Raw genomic sequence first — 18,594 nt, 5'->3', positions numbered from 1 at the left:
CCCTTAAAGCTCCGCCGAGACACGGAGATACCAGAAGCCGCCCAGCACGCCGAGCGGCGAGGCGTCGGGATAGACGAACCCGCTCGCCGGAGCGCCGGTGGAAGGATAGAGCAGCCGGGTCTCGCGGTCGGGATAATTGTCGAAGATATTCTCCCCGCCCACGGCGATCCGGAACTTGTCCGCGACTTTCACGCCGACCTCCAGATCGAAGGAGACTTCCGCGCCGAAAGTCTTGTTCCCGCCATTGGAGGCAAGCTGGTTATTGGTGAACTTGCTGAAATAATTGGCGCGGGCGACGACATCGACCGGTCCTGCCTCCGCCGTCTGGGTGAACACGCCGCGCCAGCGGGGCAGCAGCGTCTCGATGTCGCGCTTGCGCTCGTCGTCGATCAGTTGCAGGGACCGTCCGCCCGGCAAGGTGATGGTCCGGCGATAGCTGAGCTTCGTACGGTTGTAATTGACCGCCAGCGACGATCCCAACTTGCCCCAGCCCGTATTCGCCCGATAATTCGCTACAAAGTCCACGCCCTGGGTCCGGGTGCCGAAACCATTGGTGAAATATTGGACCGCGCCCAGCGAATTGGGATCGACCACGCCCAGCGCGGCCAGTTGCACCCGATCCGCATCCGTCACCGAAACCCGACTGGTCAGTCCGATGCGGTTCGTCACCTTGATATTATAATAGTCCGCCGTGATGGTGAAGGACGGTGTGGGCGTCAGGACAAGACCGCCGCTGAAATTGACCGACTCCTCGGGCTTCAATGCGGTCGCGCCATAATATCTGGCGGCGGCGTCTTCGGGCGACAATGTGGCGATCTGCACCGGCACCGGATTGGTACCGATGAAGGAGGTCTGAAGGTTGCGCAGGTAAAGCTGCCCCGGCGTGGGCGCGCGGAAGCCGGTGCTGGCCGCCCCGCGCAACGCGATGGCGTCGCTGAACGCATAACGCGCCGTCGCCTTCACATTGGTGGTGCCGCCAAAGTCGTCATAATGTTCGTAACGCACCGCCCCGCCCAGGGTGAAGCGCGGCGTCACGTCCACCTCCAGGTCCAGATAGGCCGCCTGGCTGGCGCGCGACCGGTCGACGATCGATGTCGGGCCATAGCCGGGAAAGCCGTTGGAGCCGACCGGATGCGTGACGAGGAAGGTCGAACCGTCGGCGCGCCGCACCGTCTGGGACGCATAGATGCCCTGCGTATAGGACGCCGCGTCGCCCGCGCCGATCAGGAAGCTCTCGCGCCGATATTCGAAGCCGCCCGCAATGTTGAGTGGGCTGGCAAGGCCGATCTCCAGCGGATAGCTAAGGTCCAGATTGGCGTTCAGCTCGCGCTGCTCCAGCGACCCGTCATAGAAGTCGGTCGGTGAATCCGGCCCCAGCGACGGGTTGAACGTGTCGCTGATATAATATTTGATCCGGTTCTGGCCGTAACCGATGCTGGCGTCATAATGCAGTCCGCCGATTTCGCCCTTATAGCCGCCGACAGCGGAAATGTCCGTATTGGTGCTGCGGAACCGCGGCGTGAAGCCATTGGGAAAGATATTGGCGTCATTCCAGGTCCGCCCATCGGCATTCCATGTCCCATCCGCATTGCGGTCGAGATAATAGAGCGAAATCGACTTGCCGAAGGTGAAGGGGCTGCCGGCCGGCCCTGTCGTCGTCACGGCGATCGGACGCCGATAGTTGAAGTCGATGACCTGATCCGAATAGCCGTAATTGCCGAAGAAATAGAGCGCGTCGTCGCCCAGCGGCAGTTCTGCGTTGACGAAGAAGCGATAGGCTTCGGTGTCGGGACTGCCGAACCTCGTCACCGGCTGCTTGACGTCATAGCCCAGCGTTTCCAGAACCACCGCGTCCGGACGCTGTACGGCGCGATTGGTGTCATGGGCGTTGATATATTCGCCGGTCAGGTTGATGAAGCCGCCTTCATTGCCCAGCTTCAATCCCCAATTGCCCGACAACTGGATGTCGCGCCCGTCGCCCTCATAATATTCGCCATAGCGTGCGTTGAGGCTCAGCCCTTCCGCATTGCTCTTGAGCGCGAAGTTGATGACGCCGGCAATCGCGTCCGATCCATATTGGGCGGCGGCGCCGTCGCGCAACACCTCGACCCTCTGGACCGCCGCGCCGGGAATCTGCGACAGGTCGGCGCTCTGCGACCCGGCGGCGAGCGACCCGCCGCTCACCTGCACCAGCGCGGAACGGTGGACGCGCTTGCCGTTGATCAGCACCAGCGTCTCGTCCGGCGGCAGGCCGCGCAACGTCGGCGGCCGGACGAAGGCCGATCCGTCGAACAGCGCATTGCGCTGAAGGTTGAAGGAGGGAACCAGATTCTTGATCGCGGCCTTGATGTCGCTGGTCGCCTGCGATGCCAGGTCGCCGGCGCTGAAGACGTCCACCGGCACGGCGGATTCGCTGACCGTGCGATCCGTCCGGCGCGTACCCGTGACGATGATCGCGTCGCGTTCACTCGCGGCCGCCGCCGCCGCATTGTCGGCGGGCTGCGCCTGCGCGCCTTGGGCAAGCGCCACCGCCGCCAGGGCCACGCCGGCCCCGGCCCAGATTTTCACCGAATGCATGAAGTCCCCCTGCTTATGATTTGTCGCATGATCCGCGCGGGCGGGACATGGCTTCGGCCCCGTCCCTGCGCTGAATTATCTACTATATCGGTAGATTATTGAGGCAATCGAGTTTTCGTCATAGATGGAACGGTGCGGAATATAGGGCGATTTCCGGACGATCGATCCCGTTCCGGTTCGCGATCCGACCGGCGGCAAGGGGGAGCGACCTTGCCGCTCCCCTCCGTCAAAGCCCGGCCTGCGGTCGGCCCGCGGGCGATCAGGCGGCGCTCTTTTCGGCCGCTTTGCTGCTGTAGCGATTGTCCGGCTGGGCAAGGCCCAGATGTTCGCGGAAGGTGGTGCCTTCATATTCGGTGCGGAACAGCCCGCGCGCCTGCAGGATCGGGATCACCCTGTCGACGAACAGGTCGAGCTGTCCGGGCAGCGGCTCGAACACGACGAAGCCGTCGGCGGCGCCGCTTTCGAACCATTGCTGCAACCGGTCGGCAACGGTCTCGGGCGACCCGACGAAGGCGCCGCGCGGCGTCGCCAGCCTTTCGGCCACTTGCCGCAGGGTCAGCTTTTCGGCGCGCACCAATGCCAATATCCGCAACGTCGCGCTCTGCTGGCTATTGATGCCGATATGCTCGACGTCCGGGAAGGGCGCGTCCAGATCATATTGGCGGAAATCATGGTCGTTGAAGGTCCGCGACAGGAAGCCAAGGCCGGTATCGATCGATTCCAGCGACGCCAGTTCGCGATAACGCGCCTCCGCATCCTCGTCCGTCTCTCCGACGATCGGGGCGATTCCCGGCAGGATGAACAGTTGGTGCGGATCGCGGCCGAAACCCTTGGCCCGCGCCTTCACATCGGCATAATAGGCCCGGCCCGCCTCCTCGTCCTCGGCATGGGTGAAGATGACCTCCGCCCGCTTCGCCGCGAAATTGCGCCCGTCGTCCGAAGCGCCCGCCTGGAAGATGACCGGCTGGCCCTGCGGCGTCCGCTTGATGTTGAGCGGCCCGCGCACCTGGAAGAACTCGCCCTTGTGGTCCAGCCGGTGGAGCCGCTCCGGATCGACGAACTGGCCGCTTTCCTTGTCCGCGACATGGGCGTCCTCCTCCCAGCTGTCCCACAGGCCCTGGACCACGTCCAGATATTCCCCGGCGATGCGGTAGCGCACGGCATGGGGCGGATGCTCGGTCTTGCTGAAATTGGCGGCGGTATCGCCCAGCCAGGACGTCACGATGTTCCATCCCGCCCGGCCGCCGCTCAGATGGTCGAGCGAGGCGAACTGGCGCGCGACGTTGAACGGCTCGGAATAGCTGACCGTCAGCGTCCCCACCAGCCCGATGCGGGATGTGGTCGCCGCCAGCGCGGACAGGATGGTGATCGGCTCGAAGCGGTTGAGATAATGCGGACTGGACTTCTCCGTGATCGACAGGCTGTCCGCGACGAAGAGGAAATCGAACTTGCCGCGTTCGGCGGTGGCCGCCTGCTTCTGGTAAAAGGCCAGGCTGGTGCTGGCATTGACGTCGCGGCCCGGGTGCCGCCAGTCGTTCCAGGTGCGGCCGACGCCGTGCAGGATGAAGCCGAGCTTGATATGACGGTGCTGGGACATGATCGGTTCTCGCTCAATGATTGGCGCGGACCGGTCTATTATTCCGCCCATCGGCCGACCAACGCATAATGGTCGCCCATTTATCGATTCTGCAAAACCATTGAGCGCGGCTCGTAATTGGGCAGCGACGGCAAATATGCCGGATGCGGCAACTCCCCGGCGCGCGGTTCCAGCTTCGCCAACACTGTCCACAGCCACAGCGCATCGTTCGCCGCGCGATGGCGGGCCGGGCAAAGCCGGTCCGCATGCCGCTGCGCCGCGAATATGTCCTCGCTCGTCACCGCCAGCGCGTCGAGCACGGCGGAGACATGCTCGATCGGACGGGCGCTTTCCCGGCCGGCGGCCTTCGCCAGCATATCCCACCAATAGGCGTCGATGCCGCTGTCCGCGACAAGGCGCCGTCCGCCGACCGCCCGGTCGAGTTCGGCGAAGACCCGATCGGCCGGCATGCCCTCCTGCTCCAGCTGCTCCGGGCTTATGCCGTGCAGGTCCAGCGCTTCCCGCGTCCAGTCCCATGCGCGCCAGTCGGTCAGGGGACGGATCAGCCAGGACCGGGCGCCTTTCGCATCGGCTATTCCGACCTCGATGGGAAAGGACCGGCCATGACGGGGAAGGCAGCTCGCTTCGAAATCGATCGTCACATAATCCATCGGCGCGATCTCCGTTATTCCGGCAATTGCCACGATCCCGACCGGATGTGGCGACGCTCCTTCCGTTCCGATCTACAGGCTTCGGACGGCGAACAGTTATTTTCTCTGCCCGAAGAACCATGAATGATTGGAATAGGAGGGCCGATGAATTGTTGCGCCAAGGCAATGATATTGAAGGACCCGTATTTCCACATGGATGAGTATTGCCAATAATATTCGGATATTCAAAGCATGCCGACCAATCATCATAACCCGATGGCGCATCCATCCCTTAGCAATGGTCCTGCACGGAAATCGTCCGGCGACCTTGAAAGGTGATGATATGTCCTCCGCAGCAGCAGATATTCTGGACCGCGCCGATGGGATCATCGGCATCCGCCCCCTGCAACCGACCATCGGCGCCGAAATCGACGGCGTCGATCTCAGCAGGCCGCTTTCCCCCGGACAGCGCGACGCGATCCGCGCCGCCCTGTTGCGCTACAAGGTCGTGTTCTTCCGCGACCAGCCGCTGACCAATGAACAGCATGCCGCCTTCGCCGCGGCCTTCGGCCCGCTCTACACCCATCCCAGCACCACCGCCGATTCCAGGATCGCGCCCATCCACAAGATCGCGGCGGCCGACGCGGCCCGATATGAAAAGCGCATCCATCGGGACGTAAGGCCGGGCGACGCCTATCACAGCGACACGAGCTGGCGGCTGGTGCCGACCTGGGGCGCCGTGCTGCGCGCCGTCACCCTCCCCGATGTCGGCGGGGACACCATCTGGGTCGACGCGCATCTCGCCTATGAAGGGCTGTCGGACGACGTCAAGGCGCGGCTGGAGGGGCTGCACGTCACCCATGACTTCCGGGAAGCTCTGGTCGGCGCCGGGCACGACTATCCCATCGTCGCGCATCCCGTCGTGCGCACCCATCGCGAAACCGGGCAGAAGATCCTCTGGGTCAACTATACCCAGCGGCCGCAGATATTGGGCGTGGAACTGGCGGAGAGCCGCGAATTGCTGGAGGAGATCGTCCGGCAATATAAGCGGCCCGAATATCAGGTCCGCTTTTCCTGGCGTCCCAACTCGGTCGCCTTCTGGGACAATCGGGCGGCGGTTCACTATGCCGTGCGCAACTATGGCGATTTCCCGCGCGTGCTGGAACGCATCCTGATCGCGGACGAACCGCTCTACGCGAACCTCTGATCCTTGGCGGGCCGGTTGCGGCTGCCGCCGCCGCCGGTCCCGGAGACGCCATGACGCGCACCATCCTCTCCCGGCGCAGGGTTCTTCTTCCCTGGATCGTCCTCTTCGCCCTGATCGCGCTCGCCGCCATCGGCTTCGCCTCGCTCCGCCCGCATGGCGGGGGCGATCCGGGCCGCCCCGTCCTGAAGATCGGGGATCAGCGCGGCGGCGCGCAGGCGTTGATGCGCGCCGCCGGCGAACTGGACGATCTGCCCTACCGGATCGAATGGGCGCAGTTTCCGGCAGCCTCTCCCTTGCTGGAGGCGCTGGCGGCGGGCGCGATCGATGTGGGGGGCGTCGGCGCTCCGCCCTTCGCCTTCGCCTATGCCGGCGGCGCGAAGATCAAGGCGGTCTTCGCCTATCGTCCGCAGGGCCCCGGCGTTGGCCGCGCCTCCGCCATCGTCGTGCCGAAGGACTCGCCGGTCCGGTCCGTGGCGCAGCTCAAGGGGCGCAAGCTTGCCACCGTGCGCGGTTCGGCCGGGCAGGATCTGGCGCTCCGCCTGATCGAACAAGCGGGCCTTGCGTCGTCCGATGTCCGCTGGACCTATCTCGACAACGGCGCGGCCAAAGCGGCGCTGGAAAGCGGCGCGATCGACGCCTGGTCGACCTGGGGCAGCTATGTCGGCATCGCGGTCATGGAAAATGGCGACCGGGTGCTGGCCGATGCCAGCGGCCTTCCCGCCCAGACGGGTTTCTTTGCGGCATCGGAGTCCGCGATCCACGGCAAGCGGCCGATACTGGCCGATTTCCTGGCGCGGCTGAGCCGGGCGCGGCGCTGGGCGGCGGCGCATCCCGACGCCTTCGCCCGGACGCTGGCGCAGGAGACCGGCCTGCCCTTCAAGGTCGCCCGCTTCTCCATCACCGCCTATATCGGCACGGCGGAACCGATAAACGATGCTCTGGTTCGCGAACAGGCCGAAATCTTTGCCCGTTACCGCCGCGCCGGCATCATCCCCGCGCTGCCCGACATTCGCGGCGCCTATGACCCGTCCTTCAACGCCACGACCCTGGCCCGGCGGGACTGACGCCCTCTTTTTTCATTTCGAAGGATCTCCGATGAAAAGCCTGCTTCTCGCCGGCGCCGCACTTTCCGGCGCCGTCCTTCCATCCTTCGCCGCCGCGCAGGAGCTTGCCGCCGCCGACGATGCGGAAGCCGCCGGATCGGCCATCGTCGTCACCGGCACGCGCCGGGGCGGGGGACGGACGGTGGCGGACAGCCCCGTGCCCATCGATGTCATCAGTCCCCAGGAATTGCAGGCCACCGGCCGCACGGGCCTCAAGGAAGTGCTGGGCAACATCATCCCCTCCCTCACCATGCCGGCGCTGGGCGGCGGCGGCACCTCGGCCAGCGTGCGCCCCATCTCCATCCGGGGCCTATCGGGCGATTATCTGCTGGTGCTGGTCAATGGAAAGCGGCGGCACACGACCGCGCTCATCAATAACCTTTCGCGCATATCGGGCGGTTCCACCCCGGTCGACATCGACCTCATCCCCACCAACGCCGTGGGCCGGATCGAGGTGCTGCGCGACGGCGCCGCCGCCCAATATGGGTCGGACGCGATTTCCGGCGTCATCAACATCCTGCTGGACGACGCGCCGGAGGGCGGCTCCTTCTCAGCCACCGCCGGGCAGCTTTACGAAAAGGGCGGCGCACTGGTGCAGCAGGGGCTAAGCTACGGCACCCGCATCAGCGGCGACGGCTTCGTCCGCATCGCCGTGGAGGGGAAGTATCACGACCGCGCCGACAGCTCCGCCGAACCCGTGCCCTATGTCTATCCTTTCGTGAACGGCGCCCCGGACCCGCGCGAAACCCATGCCGATCATCTGATCGCGGGCGGCTATGGCCGGTCCAACCGGGACAAGATCGTCAACGGATCGGTCAATGCCGAACTGCCCCTCGGCGCGCTGACCGCCTACAGCTTTTCCACCCTCAGCTATCGCGACATCGATGACAAGCGCGGCGCGATCTTCCCGGCGACCACCGGCTATGGCGGGCAGGCGAATGTGCAGGGCCAGACATCCCTTCCCGGCCTCTATCCCTCCGGCTTCCAGGCGCGCCGGCGCATCAAGGAATGGGACTGGCAATCCGCCATCGGCCTGCGCGGCGATCTGACGGCAGGCTGGTCGTTCGACCTCTCCACCAGCTATGGGCGCGACCATGTGAAGCTGGGCGCCGAAGGCACCCTCAACCCTTCGCTCGGCCCGTCCAGCCCGACAAGCTTCTTCATGGGCAAGCAGATACAGGACCTCTGGGTCAACAATCTGGAATTCACCCGCGGCTACGACATCGGCACGGCCCGTCCGCTCGACGTGGCCATCGGGTTCGAGCATCGCTGGGAGAAGTTCCGCAACCGCGCGGGGGAGCCGGACAGCTATCGCGACGGCGGCTATGTGATCCCCGCCGACGGAACGCCCTTCGGCAACGCCTATGGCGGGCGGTCGCCATCGCCGGGACTGGTTTCCTTCACCGGAACCTCTCCGGCGGACGAGGCGACGCTCAGCCGCAACAACATCGCCGCCTATGTCGACCTGTCGACCGACCTGACGCCCGGCTGGTTCGTCGGCGTCGCCGGGCGCTTCGAACATTATGACGACAGCGCGGGCGACACGGTGTCGGGCAAATTCTCGACCCGTTACGAATTCGCGCCCGGCCTTGCCGTCCGTGGCGGCGTCAACACCGGCTTCCGCGCTCCCTCGCTGGCGCAGGGCGGCTTTTCGACCACGCAGAACACGGCGACGATCATCGGCAATAACCGGGTCAGCACCACATCGAAATTCCTGCCGGTCGGCAGCATCGCCGCGCAGGCGCTGGGCGCCACCCCGCTCAAGCCGGAAAAGTCGCTCAACTATACGGCCGGCCTGTCCTTTGAGCGCGGCCCGTTCCGCCTCACCGTCGACGCCTATCAGATCGCGGTGGACGACCGCATCGTCAAGACCGAATTCCTCGGCACGGCGGCCAATGGAGGGGCGGCCATCCGCGCCATCCTGGTCGCCAACGGCATCGACGATGTCGACAGCGCCCAATTCTTCGCCAACGCCATCGACACCCGCACGCGCGGCATCGACGTCGTGACGGAATATACGCTGCGCACCGGCGCGCTCGGCAGTTTCCGCCTGAACGCGGCCTATAGCTATAACCGCACGAAAATCACCCATGTCGTCGACACGCCGCCGGAACTCGCCTCGCTCAACGTCACCCTGTTCGGGCGCCAGGCGCAGCGCGACCTCGTCGCCGCGACCCCGCGCACGAAGCTGGTGCTGACGAACGACTGGTCGCTGGGCCGCCTGCATGCGCTGGCGCGGCTGACCCGCTTCGGCCGCTATGTGGAATCGAGCAATGTCGCGACCGGCGACCGGCGCTTCGGCGCGAAATGGATCGCGGACCTCGATGTCGGCTATGACATCAGCGATCGGCTGACGCTGTCGGTCGGCGCGAACAATCTGTTCGACGTCTATCCCGACCGCCATGGCGTGATCGCCTATGACGGATCGGGCGCCTACGGCAATTTCGCGCCGTTCGGGCTGAGCGGCGGCTTTTATTATGGGCGCGTTTCGGCGCGCTTCTGACCGCCGCCGCGCTGCGGGCTCAACTGCTGGTCCAGCCGCCGCCCAGCGCCCTGAACAGGTCGACCTGGGCGAAGGCCACCGCCCGGTTCGCCGTCGCCAGATCGCTCTCCGCCGCCGCCAGCGTCCGCTGCGCGTCCAGCACGGTCAGGAAATCGATCTGCCCCTCCCGCTGCCGGGCAAGGCTGATGCGGGCCGCCCGCCCGGCGGCCTCCCGCGCGGCCTTCAGCGTATCGCGGCGCTCCAGCGCATGGGCATAGACGGACAGCGCCGTCTCGGTTTCCTCCAGCGCCTGCAGCACCGTGCCGTCGAACGCCGCGAGCGACCCGTCGGCATCGGCCCTGGCGGCTGCGATCCGGGCGCGATTGGCCTCCTGATTGGGGAAGGCCCAGTTGATCAGCGGCCCCAGCAGCCAGCGGAACGGCCCGCCGCCGAAAATATCGCCGCCGCCCACCGCCGTCGTGCCGATCGATCCGCCCAGCGTGATGCGCGGATAAAGGTCCGCCGTCGCCACCCCGATCCGCGCCGTGTCGGCGGCCAACCGCTGCTCGGCGGCCCGCACGTCCGGACGCCGGGCCAGCAGGGCGCGCCCGTCCCCCACCGGTATGGGCTGGCTGAGGCCGGGCGTCGTCTTCTGGTCCTGCACCGGCGCGGGCAGCTCCTGCGGCGTCCGCCCCGTCAGCGTCGCCAGCCGGAACAGCGCGCTGTCCCGGTCCGCGATCAGGCTGGGGATGATCGCCGCCTGCTGGTCGCGCAGCGCCGTCACGCGGATCACGTCCAGCCGGTCCGACCGGCCCACCTCGAACCGCGCATTGGTGATGCGGATGCTGTTGTCGAGCAGCGCCACCGTCTGCCGCGCCACGGCGATCCGCTCCGCCGAACTGGTCGCGTCGACATAGGCGCGCACCGTGTCCGCGACCACCGCCACGCGCACCGCGTCGGCGTCGGCCGCGGCGGCGTTGACGTCGCCCTTCGCCGCCTCGATGCTGCGCTTCACCCGCCCGAACAGGTCGACCTCATAGGCGACGTTCAACCCCGCATCGACGGTCCAGTTCTCGCGGTCGGCCCCCGGCAGCGTCTGCGCGGCCGACGCCCGGCCATAGCTGGGCGAACCGCTCAGGGTCGTCTGCGGCAGCCTGTCGGAACGGGCGCCGCGCAACTGGGCGCGGGCCTTTTCCAGCCGGGCGACGGCCACGCGGATGTCGCTATTGGCCTTCAGCGCGTCCTGCACCAGCCCGTCCAGCATCGGATCGCTGTAGAGCCGCCACCAATGCTCGTCGGCCTGCGCCGTGCTGACTGCTGTGCTGGCCGCCGGACTGGCCGCGCCGATAAAGGCCCCGGCAGCAGCGGTCGGGGTAGCCGGGGCCTTATAGTCCGGCCCTGCGGCGCAAGCGGTCAGGGCCGACGCGCCGAGCAGAAGGGGGAGGAGTGTCTTGATCATCATGCCGTTCCTTATTCGGCGGGTTGCAGCGCGGCGGGGGCCTGACCCTTGCCCTTGCGGGAAAAGCGGTCGCCCAATGCGCGGCACACGACATAGAAAGTGGGGGTGAAGAGCAGGCCGAAAGCCGTCACGCCGGTCATCCCGAAGAAGACGGCCGTGCCCAAAGCCTGCCGCAGCTCCGCGCCCGCCCCGCTCGCGATCACCAGCGGCACCGCGCCCAGGATGAAGGCGAAGCTGGTCATCAGGATCGGACGCAGACGGGTCTGCGCTGCCTGAACGGCGGCATCCACCGGCGAAAGTCCCTGTTCCTCTTCGGCCTGCTTGGCGAACTCGACCACCAGGATCGCGTTCTTCGCCGCCAGGGCGATCAGCACGACCAGCCCGATCTGCGTTAGGATATTATTGTCCATGCCCCGCAGGTTCACGCCCAGCATGGCCGCGAACAGGCACATCGGCACGATCAGGATGATCGACAGCGGCAGCGTCAGGCTTTCATATTGCGCCGCCAGCACCAGGAAGACGAAGAACACCGCCATGGCGAAGACGACGCCCGCCGTATTGCCGGCGATCACCTGCTGATAGGCGACGCCCGTCCATTCCTTGCCATAACCGGCGGGCAGGGTGGAATCGGCCAGCTTCTCCATCGTCGTCAGCGACTGGCCCGAACTGTATCCGGGCGCGGTATCGCCGTCGATCTCCACCGCCGGCAGCAGGTTGTAGCGCACCACGCGATAGGGGCCGGTCTTGTCCCTGAAGGTCGAGACGGAACCGATGGGCACCATCTGCCCGCTGTTCGACCGGGTCTTCAGATTGGCAATGTCCGCCACCGTGCCGCGATGGTCGGCATCGGCCTGCGCGGTCACGCGATAGGTGCGCCCCAGCAGGTTGAAGTCGTTGACGAAGGCGGAGCCCAGATAGACCTGCATCGCTTCGAACACGCGCTCCGGCGGCACGCCCAGCAGGTCGGCCTTGCGCCGGTCCACATCGGCATAGACGCGGGGCGTGCCGACATCGAACAGCGTATAGACCATGTTGAGTCCGGGCGTCTGGTTCGCCTTGGCGATGAAGTCCTGGGCGACCTTGTTCAGCCCGGCATAGCCATGATCCTCACGATCCTGCACCATCAGGCGGTATCCGCCCGCCGAACCGATGCCCTGGATGAGCGGCGGCGGCACGAGCAGGATGCGGGCCTTGTCATAACCGGCGACGGCCTTGTTCGCCTGCTCCATGATCCCGGCATAGGTGACGCCTTCTTGCCGACGCTCGGCGAAGGTCTTGAACGGGAAGTAGATGGCGGCGCTGTTGGGCGCCTGCGTCTGCGAAGGGCCATGGAAACCGGCGAACATCACCGCGCCGCGTAGGCCCTTTACCGGCAGGATTCTCGCCGCGACCTCCCGCGTCACCTTGTCGGTGCGTTCCAGCGAAGCGCCGGAGGGCAACTGCACCACGGCCAGGAAATAGCCCTGATCCTGCGCGGGGATGAAGCCGCCGGGCGTCACCCAGAACAGGGCGATGGTGGCGGCGATCAGCCCCGAATAGGTCAGCAGCATCTTCTTGGGCCGCGCGACGAGGAAGCGGGTGAGGCGGGCATAGCCAGCGCTCAGCCGGTCGAAGCCGCGATTGAAGCGGTCGGCCGCCTGCCCGGCCAACCGGCGCCAGCGCGGCGCATTGTCCAGATCATGCCCGCCATTTTGGGCATGGGGCTTCGACTTCAGCAACAGCGCCGCCGCCGCCGGAGACAGAGTGAGCGAGAGGATCAGCGAAATGATCGTCGCGGTCGAAATGGTGACGGCGAACTGCTGGTAGAAAGCGCCCGAAATGCCGGTGATGAACAAAGTCGGCACGAACACCGCACACAGGACGAGGACGATGGCGATCAGCGCCGTGGACACCTCATCCATGGACACGCGGGCGGCCTCCAGCGGCGACATGCCATGCTCGATATTGCGCTCGACATTCTCGACCACGACGATGGCGTCGTCGACGACGATGCCGATGGCCAGCACCAGCCCGAACAGCGACAGATTGTTCAGCGAATAGCCCAGCCCCGCCAGGATCGCCGCCGTGCCGATCAGCGAGACCGGAATGGCGATGATCGGGATGACCGCCGCGCGCCAGTTCTGGAGGAAGACCAGAATGACGAGCACGACCAGGATCACCGCTTCGAACAGCGTGTGATAGACGGCGTCGATGGACTGGGCGATGAATTCGGTCGGATTGTAGATGACGCTATATTCCAGCCCCTTGGGGAAGCGCTTGGAAAGCTGCTCCATCTCCGCCTTCACCTTCTCCGCCGCGTCCAGCGCGTTGGAGCCGGGGCGCTGCATCGTCGCGATGACGACGGTGGGCTTGTTCGACAGATAGGTGTTGATGCCATAATCCTGCGCGCCCAGTTCGACGCGGGCGACGTCGCCCACCCGGACCTGACGGCCGTCCGCATCGGTGCGGATGACGATGTCCGCAAACTGCTGCGGCTCGGTCAGGCGGCCCTGCATCTCGACGCCAAGCTGGAAGGCTTCACCGCGATCATAAGGGGGCTGGCCGATGGAACCGGCGGACACCTGCACATTCTGGGCGCGCAGGGCCTGCACGATCTCGCCCGCGGTCAGGTTGAGCGCGGCGGCGCGGTCGGGGTCGATCCAGATGCGCATCGCATAGTCGCGCGATCCGAAAAGCTGCACGTCGCCCACGCCGTCCAGCCGCGCCAGCCGGTCGCGCACCTGCGTCAGCGCATAGTTGGAGATATAATCGCGGTCGAACGTCCCGTCCGGCGACTGGAGGTTCACGACCATCAGGAATTCCGGGGTCGTCTTGCGCGTGACGACGCCCAGCCGCTGCACCTCTTCGGGCAGGCGCGGGATGGCGACGGCGACGCGGTTCTGGACCAGCACCTGCGCGGCGTCCAGATCGGTGCCGACCTTGAAGGTGACGGTGATCGTGACCTTGCCGTCGCCGGTCGACTGGCTGCTCTGGTAGAGCATGTCGTCGACGCCGTTGATCTCCTGCTCGATCGGCGCGGCGACGGTGGACGCGACGGTTTCGGCGGATGCGCCGGGATATTGGGCGGACACCGTGACCGTGGGCGGCACGATGTCCGGATATTGCGAAACGGGCAGACCGACAAAGGCGATCGCGCCGACCACGGTGATGATCACCGCGATCACGGCGGCAAAGATCGGCCGGTCGATGAAGAAACGGGAGAGGCGCATCGGACGAATTCCTCGATGGCGTGAAAAGGGGTTCGCGATCCGGGGAGCGCGCGTTTCAGCTTGATTTCCTACCTCTGCCTCCGTTCGCCCTGAGCTTGTCGAAGCCTGTCCTGAGCGCCTGCCTTGCAGGCAGTCGAAGGGGGCTTCACTTCTCTTCAAGGAAAAGTGCAGGGCTTCGACAGGTTCAGCCCGAACGGGGAGGGCGTGATGCCTTAGCGCGCAAAGGTCGCCTGCGCCGCAACCGGCGCCGCCGCATCCACCGCCGCAACCGGCGCCGGAGCCGCCTTGATCGCCGCCGGCTTCGTCGCGACCTTCGCACCCGGCATGGCCGCCTGAATGTTCGACACGATCACCCGGTCGCCGGGCGTCAGCCCCGCGCGGATGATGCGCAGCCCGTCCACCACCGGACCCAGCTCCACCGGCTTCGCCGCGACGCTGTCGTCCCGCCCGACCACCAGCACGGTCTTGCGCGCCTGATCGGACTGGATCGCCTCATCCGGCACCAGCAAGGCATTGACCTTGCCGCCATTGGCCAGCCGCATATTGCCGAACAGCCCCGGCGTCAGGAACATGTCCGGATTGTCGAACACGGCCCGCACCCGGATCGTCCCCGAACGCGGATCGAGCCCATTGTCGGTGAAGTCCAGCCGCCCCTTGTGCCGATAATCCGCTTCATCCTGCAACCGCACCTCGACCGCCCCGCCAGCGCCCCTGTCGCGCTGCGACTTCAGATACAGCGCCTCGGACGCATCGAAGTTGAAGTAAATGGGATCGAGCTTGTTGACCGTGGTCAGCAATGTCGCGCCCGCCCCTTCGCCCGCCGAGACGAGATTGCCGATATCGACCCGCCGGTCCGAAACCCGCCCCGAAATCGGCGCGCGGACCTGCGTGAACTCCATGTCGAGCGCCCGCTGCCGCTCCCGCGCCTGCGCCCCCGCCAGCGCGGCCTGCGCCGCCTGCAACCGCGACCGGAGCGAGTCCACTTCACTCGCCGAAACCGCCTCATCCCCCGTCAGACGCTGGACGCGGCTATAATCATTCTGCGCCAGCAGCAAGGCGCTGCGGGCGCTCGCCGTGCTGGCCTTCGCCTCCGCCAGAGCCGCCAGGAAGGGCCGCTGGTCGATGGTGAAGAGCAGTTGCCCCGCCTTCACATAATCGCCGTCCCTGAAGTGGATCGCCGTCACCGACCCCGACACGCGGGGACGAATCTCGACCGTCTGGCTGGGCGCGAAGCGTCCGACATAATCGTCCCACTGCGTCACCGCGCGGGTCAGCGGGGCGGAGACGCCCACGGTGACCAGCGGGGTGGCGGCGGCCTGCGCCTCGGGCCTGTCGATCAGCTTCCACGTCACGCCGCCCAGGATGGCGAGCGCGATCACGCCCAGCGAAACATGGCGCTTTCGCCAGCGGGCGAGGGGGGTGGCCGACCTGGTGTCGACGTCGATGGGGGTGTGCATGTTCATGGTGTCAGCTCCGGGAACCTTGGAAGCGCCGTTGCGCGCTGATGCTGGCCAGCAGCGTTTCGAGCTGGCCCTCGTTGAATCCGGCCTTCAAAAAGGCCTTCAGGAAGGAAGGACGGACCGCATAGCCGCGATGCCAGGCGTCGACCGCCAGACGGCGCAGGCTCTCCAGCCGCTTGTTGGCAAGGCGCGGATTGGCCCGCTCCCCAAATATCCAGCTTTTCACCCGGTCCCAGCGGTCCGGCGCGCGCAGCGACGACAGGCCGTCCCCCCGCGCAAGCTGGATGATCTGCCATTCGACGGGCGCGAAACCGGCGTTCGCCGCCCTTTTGACGCCAATCGCTCCGCCATCTTCGGCCAGCGTGGCAAGTTGCAGAAATGCCATGGCAATTCCCCTGTGCATGACGCGCAACCGGGAATCGGGCCGACGCATCGTCGTCCGCTGCGAGCCATCCCGGCCGAACGTGGAAAAAAAACCTCTCCGCCGCGCGACCGGCGGGCCGCGCGTCGAACAATGGAATGATGGTCAGGTCGCGCCGCCCTGTTGGGCTGGTCGCGTCAGGTCGTCAGCGACGACAGGATTTGAGAAACGTCCGCATCATGTGACCTCTTTTGGAGAGCAGGTCTATTCAATACTGACTGGTATATAATGCGGTGCAGCAGCAGGGTCAACAGGCTTTTTATACCGTTTGGTAATTTTTCGGTATGGAATTCCGGAAAGCCCGGTTTTCCGTCACTTCCCCGGCCAGACGGCCAGCGTCGTCTCCACCAGTTGCTCCAGCAGTTCACGCGACATCCCCGCGCTCGCATGCACGGCCATGCCCTGCACCACGGCGGTCAGATAGGTGGCCAGCGCCTTCGGCTCGATCGTGTCGGGAAAGTCGCCTTCCTCCCGCGCCCGTTCCAGCCGCGCCACCAGGGCCGCGTCGGAGGAGGCGCGGCGGGCGATGACCTCGTCGCGGATCGACTCGGCCTGCGTGGCGCAGGCGACCGCGCTGATCACGCCCAGGCAGCCATGCGGATCGGTCGTCCCGGTCTGGATCGCCAGCGACCCGCGCAGCAGCCGTTCGGCCACGCCCTTTGCGGTGGGTTCGTCCAGCGCGGACTTGATGTAGCACAGCTTGTCGCGCTCATAGAGGTCGAGCGCCTTGCGGAACAGCGATTCCTTGTTGCCGAAACAGGCGTAGAGGCTGGGCTTGGTGATGCCCATCGCCTCGGTCAGTTCCGCCATGGACGCGCCTTCATAGCCACGCCGCCAAAAGACGGTCAGCGCGGCACTGAGCGCTTCTTCGGGATCGAACTCCCTCGGGCGTCCCCTCGCTGTCTGAGTCTGTGTTTCCATACCGAGCGGTATATAGTGAGAGTTGCGCCCATCGTCCAGACACGGCTTCTACGGAGCGCCACTTTGCCCTATCAGCCGGAAAAAAGAGAGTAAAGCGCGCATGCAGACCCGCCTTCTTCAATATTTCCTGGCCCTGGAGAGGGAAGGGCATTTCGCCCGCGCCGCCGCTGCCTGCCATGTCTCGCAGCCCACGCTCTCGGCCGGCATTTCCGCGCTGGAGGCGCAACTCGGCAAGCGCCTGATTCAGCGCAACCGCCGCTACGCCGGGCTGACCGAGGAGGGCCGGGCGATCCTCCCTTGGGCGCAGCAGCTTGTCGCGGCGGCGGACAATCTGATGCAGGCGGCGGCGGTCGCCAAGGGCCCCTTGCAGGGCGAATTGCGCCTGGGCGCGATCCCGGCCGCCATGCCCGCCGTCGGCCCGCTGGTGGAGGCGCTGCTGGAGCGGCATCCCGGCCTCAACATCTCGGTCCGGGCGCTGACCTCGCGCCAGATCGAGCGGGAGCTCGCCGCCTTCGAACTGGACGCGGGCCTCACCTATCTGGATTTCGAGCCGCCCTCCCACATGCTGGCCGCGCCCCTTTATGTCGAGCGCTACATGCTGGTGGCGGCGCGGGGCGTGCTGGATGAAAAGCGCCCGCCGGACTGGGAGGATGTGGCCGCCCTGCCGCTGTGCCTGCTCCATCAGGGCATGCAGAACCGGCGCATATTGGACGCCCGGCTGGGCGAACGGGGCCTCGCGCTGCGCCCGGTGGTGACGGCGGACAGCTATGTCGCCCTGTTCGCGCTGGTGCGGCAGGGGCGGCTCTGCTCCATCGTGCCGGACAGCCATGCGATGCTGCTCGACGGTCTGGACTGGGTGCGCACCTTCGCGCTGCCGGACGCGGAGGAGGGGAGCCGCATCGGCGTGATCGTCTCCGACCGCGCCCCGCTGGGCCCGCTGGCGCAAGCGGTCCTGACCGTGGCGCGGGACATTTCGGACAGGATGGGGCTGGGTTGAAACGCAGCGCGCCCGACCCGAACGGGATCGGCTGATCCCGTAGAGCGGCCGGACAAAAATTATTCCCCATCCCCCAACACAATCGCATCGATCCGCCGCAACATGGCGACGAACGACTCCACCTCCTCCGCACTGAAATGCGAGAATATCCCGCTCTCCAGCTCCAGCGCCCTGGGCGCGATGGCCCCATGCAACCGCCGCCCTTCCTCCGTCAGCGCCAGCAGATGCGACCGCCGGTCCTCCGCATTGGGCAGGCGCTGGACAATCCCCTGCCCGCTCAACGCAATCGCCGCCCGGCTGACCGTCACCTTGTCCATGCGGCTCCGGGCGCAGATCTGCTGCTGCGTAACGCTGCCAAGCTCCGCCACCCAGGCAATGACCCGCCATTCCGCAATGCTGATCCCGAACAGCCTCTCATAACTTTGCGCGATGGTGTCGCTCAGCAACGCCGCCGTGAAGGACAGGCGATAGGGAATGAACTGATCGAGGCGCAGCGTCTTGGCGGTCATCCACAACTGGTAACATTTGATAC

The 18,594-nt window shown here is 66.1% G+C and carries 13 protein-coding genes; 4 read left to right on the top strand and 9 right to left on the bottom strand.

The window, feature by feature from the left end:
- Nucleotides 1–3 precede the first annotated feature (3 nt).
- The 3 genes from EWH10_RS15405 to EWH10_RS15395 form a co-directional block, all read right to left on the bottom strand.
- Nucleotides 4–2,577, bottom strand: a complete 2,574-nt coding sequence (locus tag EWH10_RS15405; protein ID WP_065847587.1) for a TonB-dependent receptor plug domain-containing protein — start codon at nt 2,575–2,577, stop codon at nt 4–6.
- A gap of 259 nt (nt 2,578–2,836) precedes the next feature.
- Nucleotides 2,837–4,174: an LLM class flavin-dependent oxidoreductase gene (locus EWH10_RS15400; RefSeq protein ID WP_048576877.1), complete on the bottom strand. Its 1,338-nt coding sequence runs from the start codon at nt 4,172–4,174 to the stop codon at nt 2,837–2,839.
- An 80-nt stretch (nt 4,175–4,254) separates the two neighbouring features.
- Nucleotides 4,255–4,824, bottom strand: a complete 570-nt coding sequence (locus EWH10_RS15395; protein ID WP_025547992.1) for a 3'-5' exonuclease — start codon at nt 4,822–4,824, stop codon at nt 4,255–4,257.
- Nucleotides 4,825–5,146: 322 nt separating this feature from the next.
- On the opposite strand from EWH10_RS15395, the gene EWH10_RS15390 reads away from it, so the two are divergent.
- From EWH10_RS15390 to EWH10_RS15380, 3 genes are read left to right on the top strand one after another with little or no spacing between them, the layout of a single operon-like run.
- Entirely contained in the window at nt 5,147–6,010 is an 864-nt protein-coding gene (locus tag EWH10_RS15390) for a TauD/TfdA dioxygenase family protein (RefSeq protein WP_044661083.1), read from the top strand.
- 50 nt (nt 6,011–6,060) lie between these two features.
- A complete protein-coding gene (locus EWH10_RS15385; protein ID WP_065847591.1) occupies nt 6,061–7,074 on the top strand; it encodes an ABC transporter substrate-binding protein in 1,014 nt (337 codons plus the stop codon).
- 31 nt (nt 7,075–7,105) lie between these two features.
- Nucleotides 7,106–9,616, top strand: a complete 2,511-nt coding sequence (locus EWH10_RS15380) for a TonB-dependent receptor plug domain-containing protein (protein WP_025547984.1) — start codon at nt 7,106–7,108, stop codon at nt 9,614–9,616.
- A 19-nt stretch (nt 9,617–9,635) separates the two neighbouring features.
- Here EWH10_RS15380 and EWH10_RS15375 read toward each other — a convergent pair whose 3' ends face one another.
- The 5 genes from EWH10_RS15375 to EWH10_RS15355 form a co-directional block, all read right to left on the bottom strand.
- Nucleotides 9,636–11,057, bottom strand: coding sequence for an efflux transporter outer membrane subunit (locus tag EWH10_RS15375; protein WP_371873092.1), 1,422 nt, complete (start codon nt 11,055–11,057; stop codon nt 9,636–9,638).
- A gap of 8 nt (nt 11,058–11,065) precedes the next feature.
- Nucleotides 11,066–14,263: an efflux RND transporter permease subunit gene (locus tag EWH10_RS15370; protein WP_044661086.1), complete on the bottom strand. Its 3,198-nt coding sequence runs from the start codon at nt 14,261–14,263 to the stop codon at nt 11,066–11,068.
- Between the two features lie 212 nt (nt 14,264–14,475).
- Nucleotides 14,476–15,726 carry an efflux RND transporter periplasmic adaptor subunit gene (locus EWH10_RS15365; protein ID WP_025549483.1) on the bottom strand — a complete coding sequence of 417 codons (1,251 nt, stop codon included), beginning with the start codon at nt 15,724–15,726 and terminating at the stop codon, nt 14,476–14,478.
- Nucleotides 15,727–15,730: 4 nt separating this feature from the next.
- The gene (locus tag EWH10_RS15360; RefSeq protein ID WP_025549484.1) at nt 15,731–16,108 is read right to left on the bottom strand and encodes a hypothetical protein; all 378 of its coding nucleotides are present in this window, start codon (nt 16,106–16,108) and stop codon (nt 15,731–15,733) included.
- 348 nt (nt 16,109–16,456) lie between these two features.
- On the bottom strand, nt 16,457–17,065 hold the full coding sequence (locus EWH10_RS15355; protein ID WP_025549485.1) for a TetR/AcrR family transcriptional regulator: 609 nt from the start codon (nt 17,063–17,065) through the stop codon (nt 16,457–16,459).
- A 100-nt stretch (nt 17,066–17,165) separates the two neighbouring features.
- On the opposite strand from EWH10_RS15355, the gene EWH10_RS15350 reads away from it, so the two are divergent.
- A complete protein-coding gene (locus EWH10_RS15350; RefSeq protein ID WP_025549486.1) occupies nt 17,166–18,062 on the top strand; it encodes a LysR family transcriptional regulator in 897 nt (298 codons plus the stop codon).
- Nucleotides 18,063–18,121: 59 nt separating this feature from the next.
- On the opposite strand, the gene EWH10_RS15345 is transcribed toward EWH10_RS15350, so the two are convergent.
- Nucleotides 18,122–18,571, bottom strand: a complete 450-nt coding sequence (locus EWH10_RS15345) for a MarR family winged helix-turn-helix transcriptional regulator (protein ID WP_025549487.1) — start codon at nt 18,569–18,571, stop codon at nt 18,122–18,124.
- Nucleotides 18,572–18,594 lie beyond the last annotated feature (23 nt).

Source organism: Sphingobium fuliginis, from assembly GCF_004152845.1.
Lineage (GTDB): Bacteria > Pseudomonadota > Alphaproteobacteria > Sphingomonadales > Sphingomonadaceae > Sphingobium > Sphingobium fuliginis.
The sequence above is the reverse complement of the archived record's forward strand: the minus strand, read 5'-3'. Positions and strand labels throughout refer to the sequence as shown.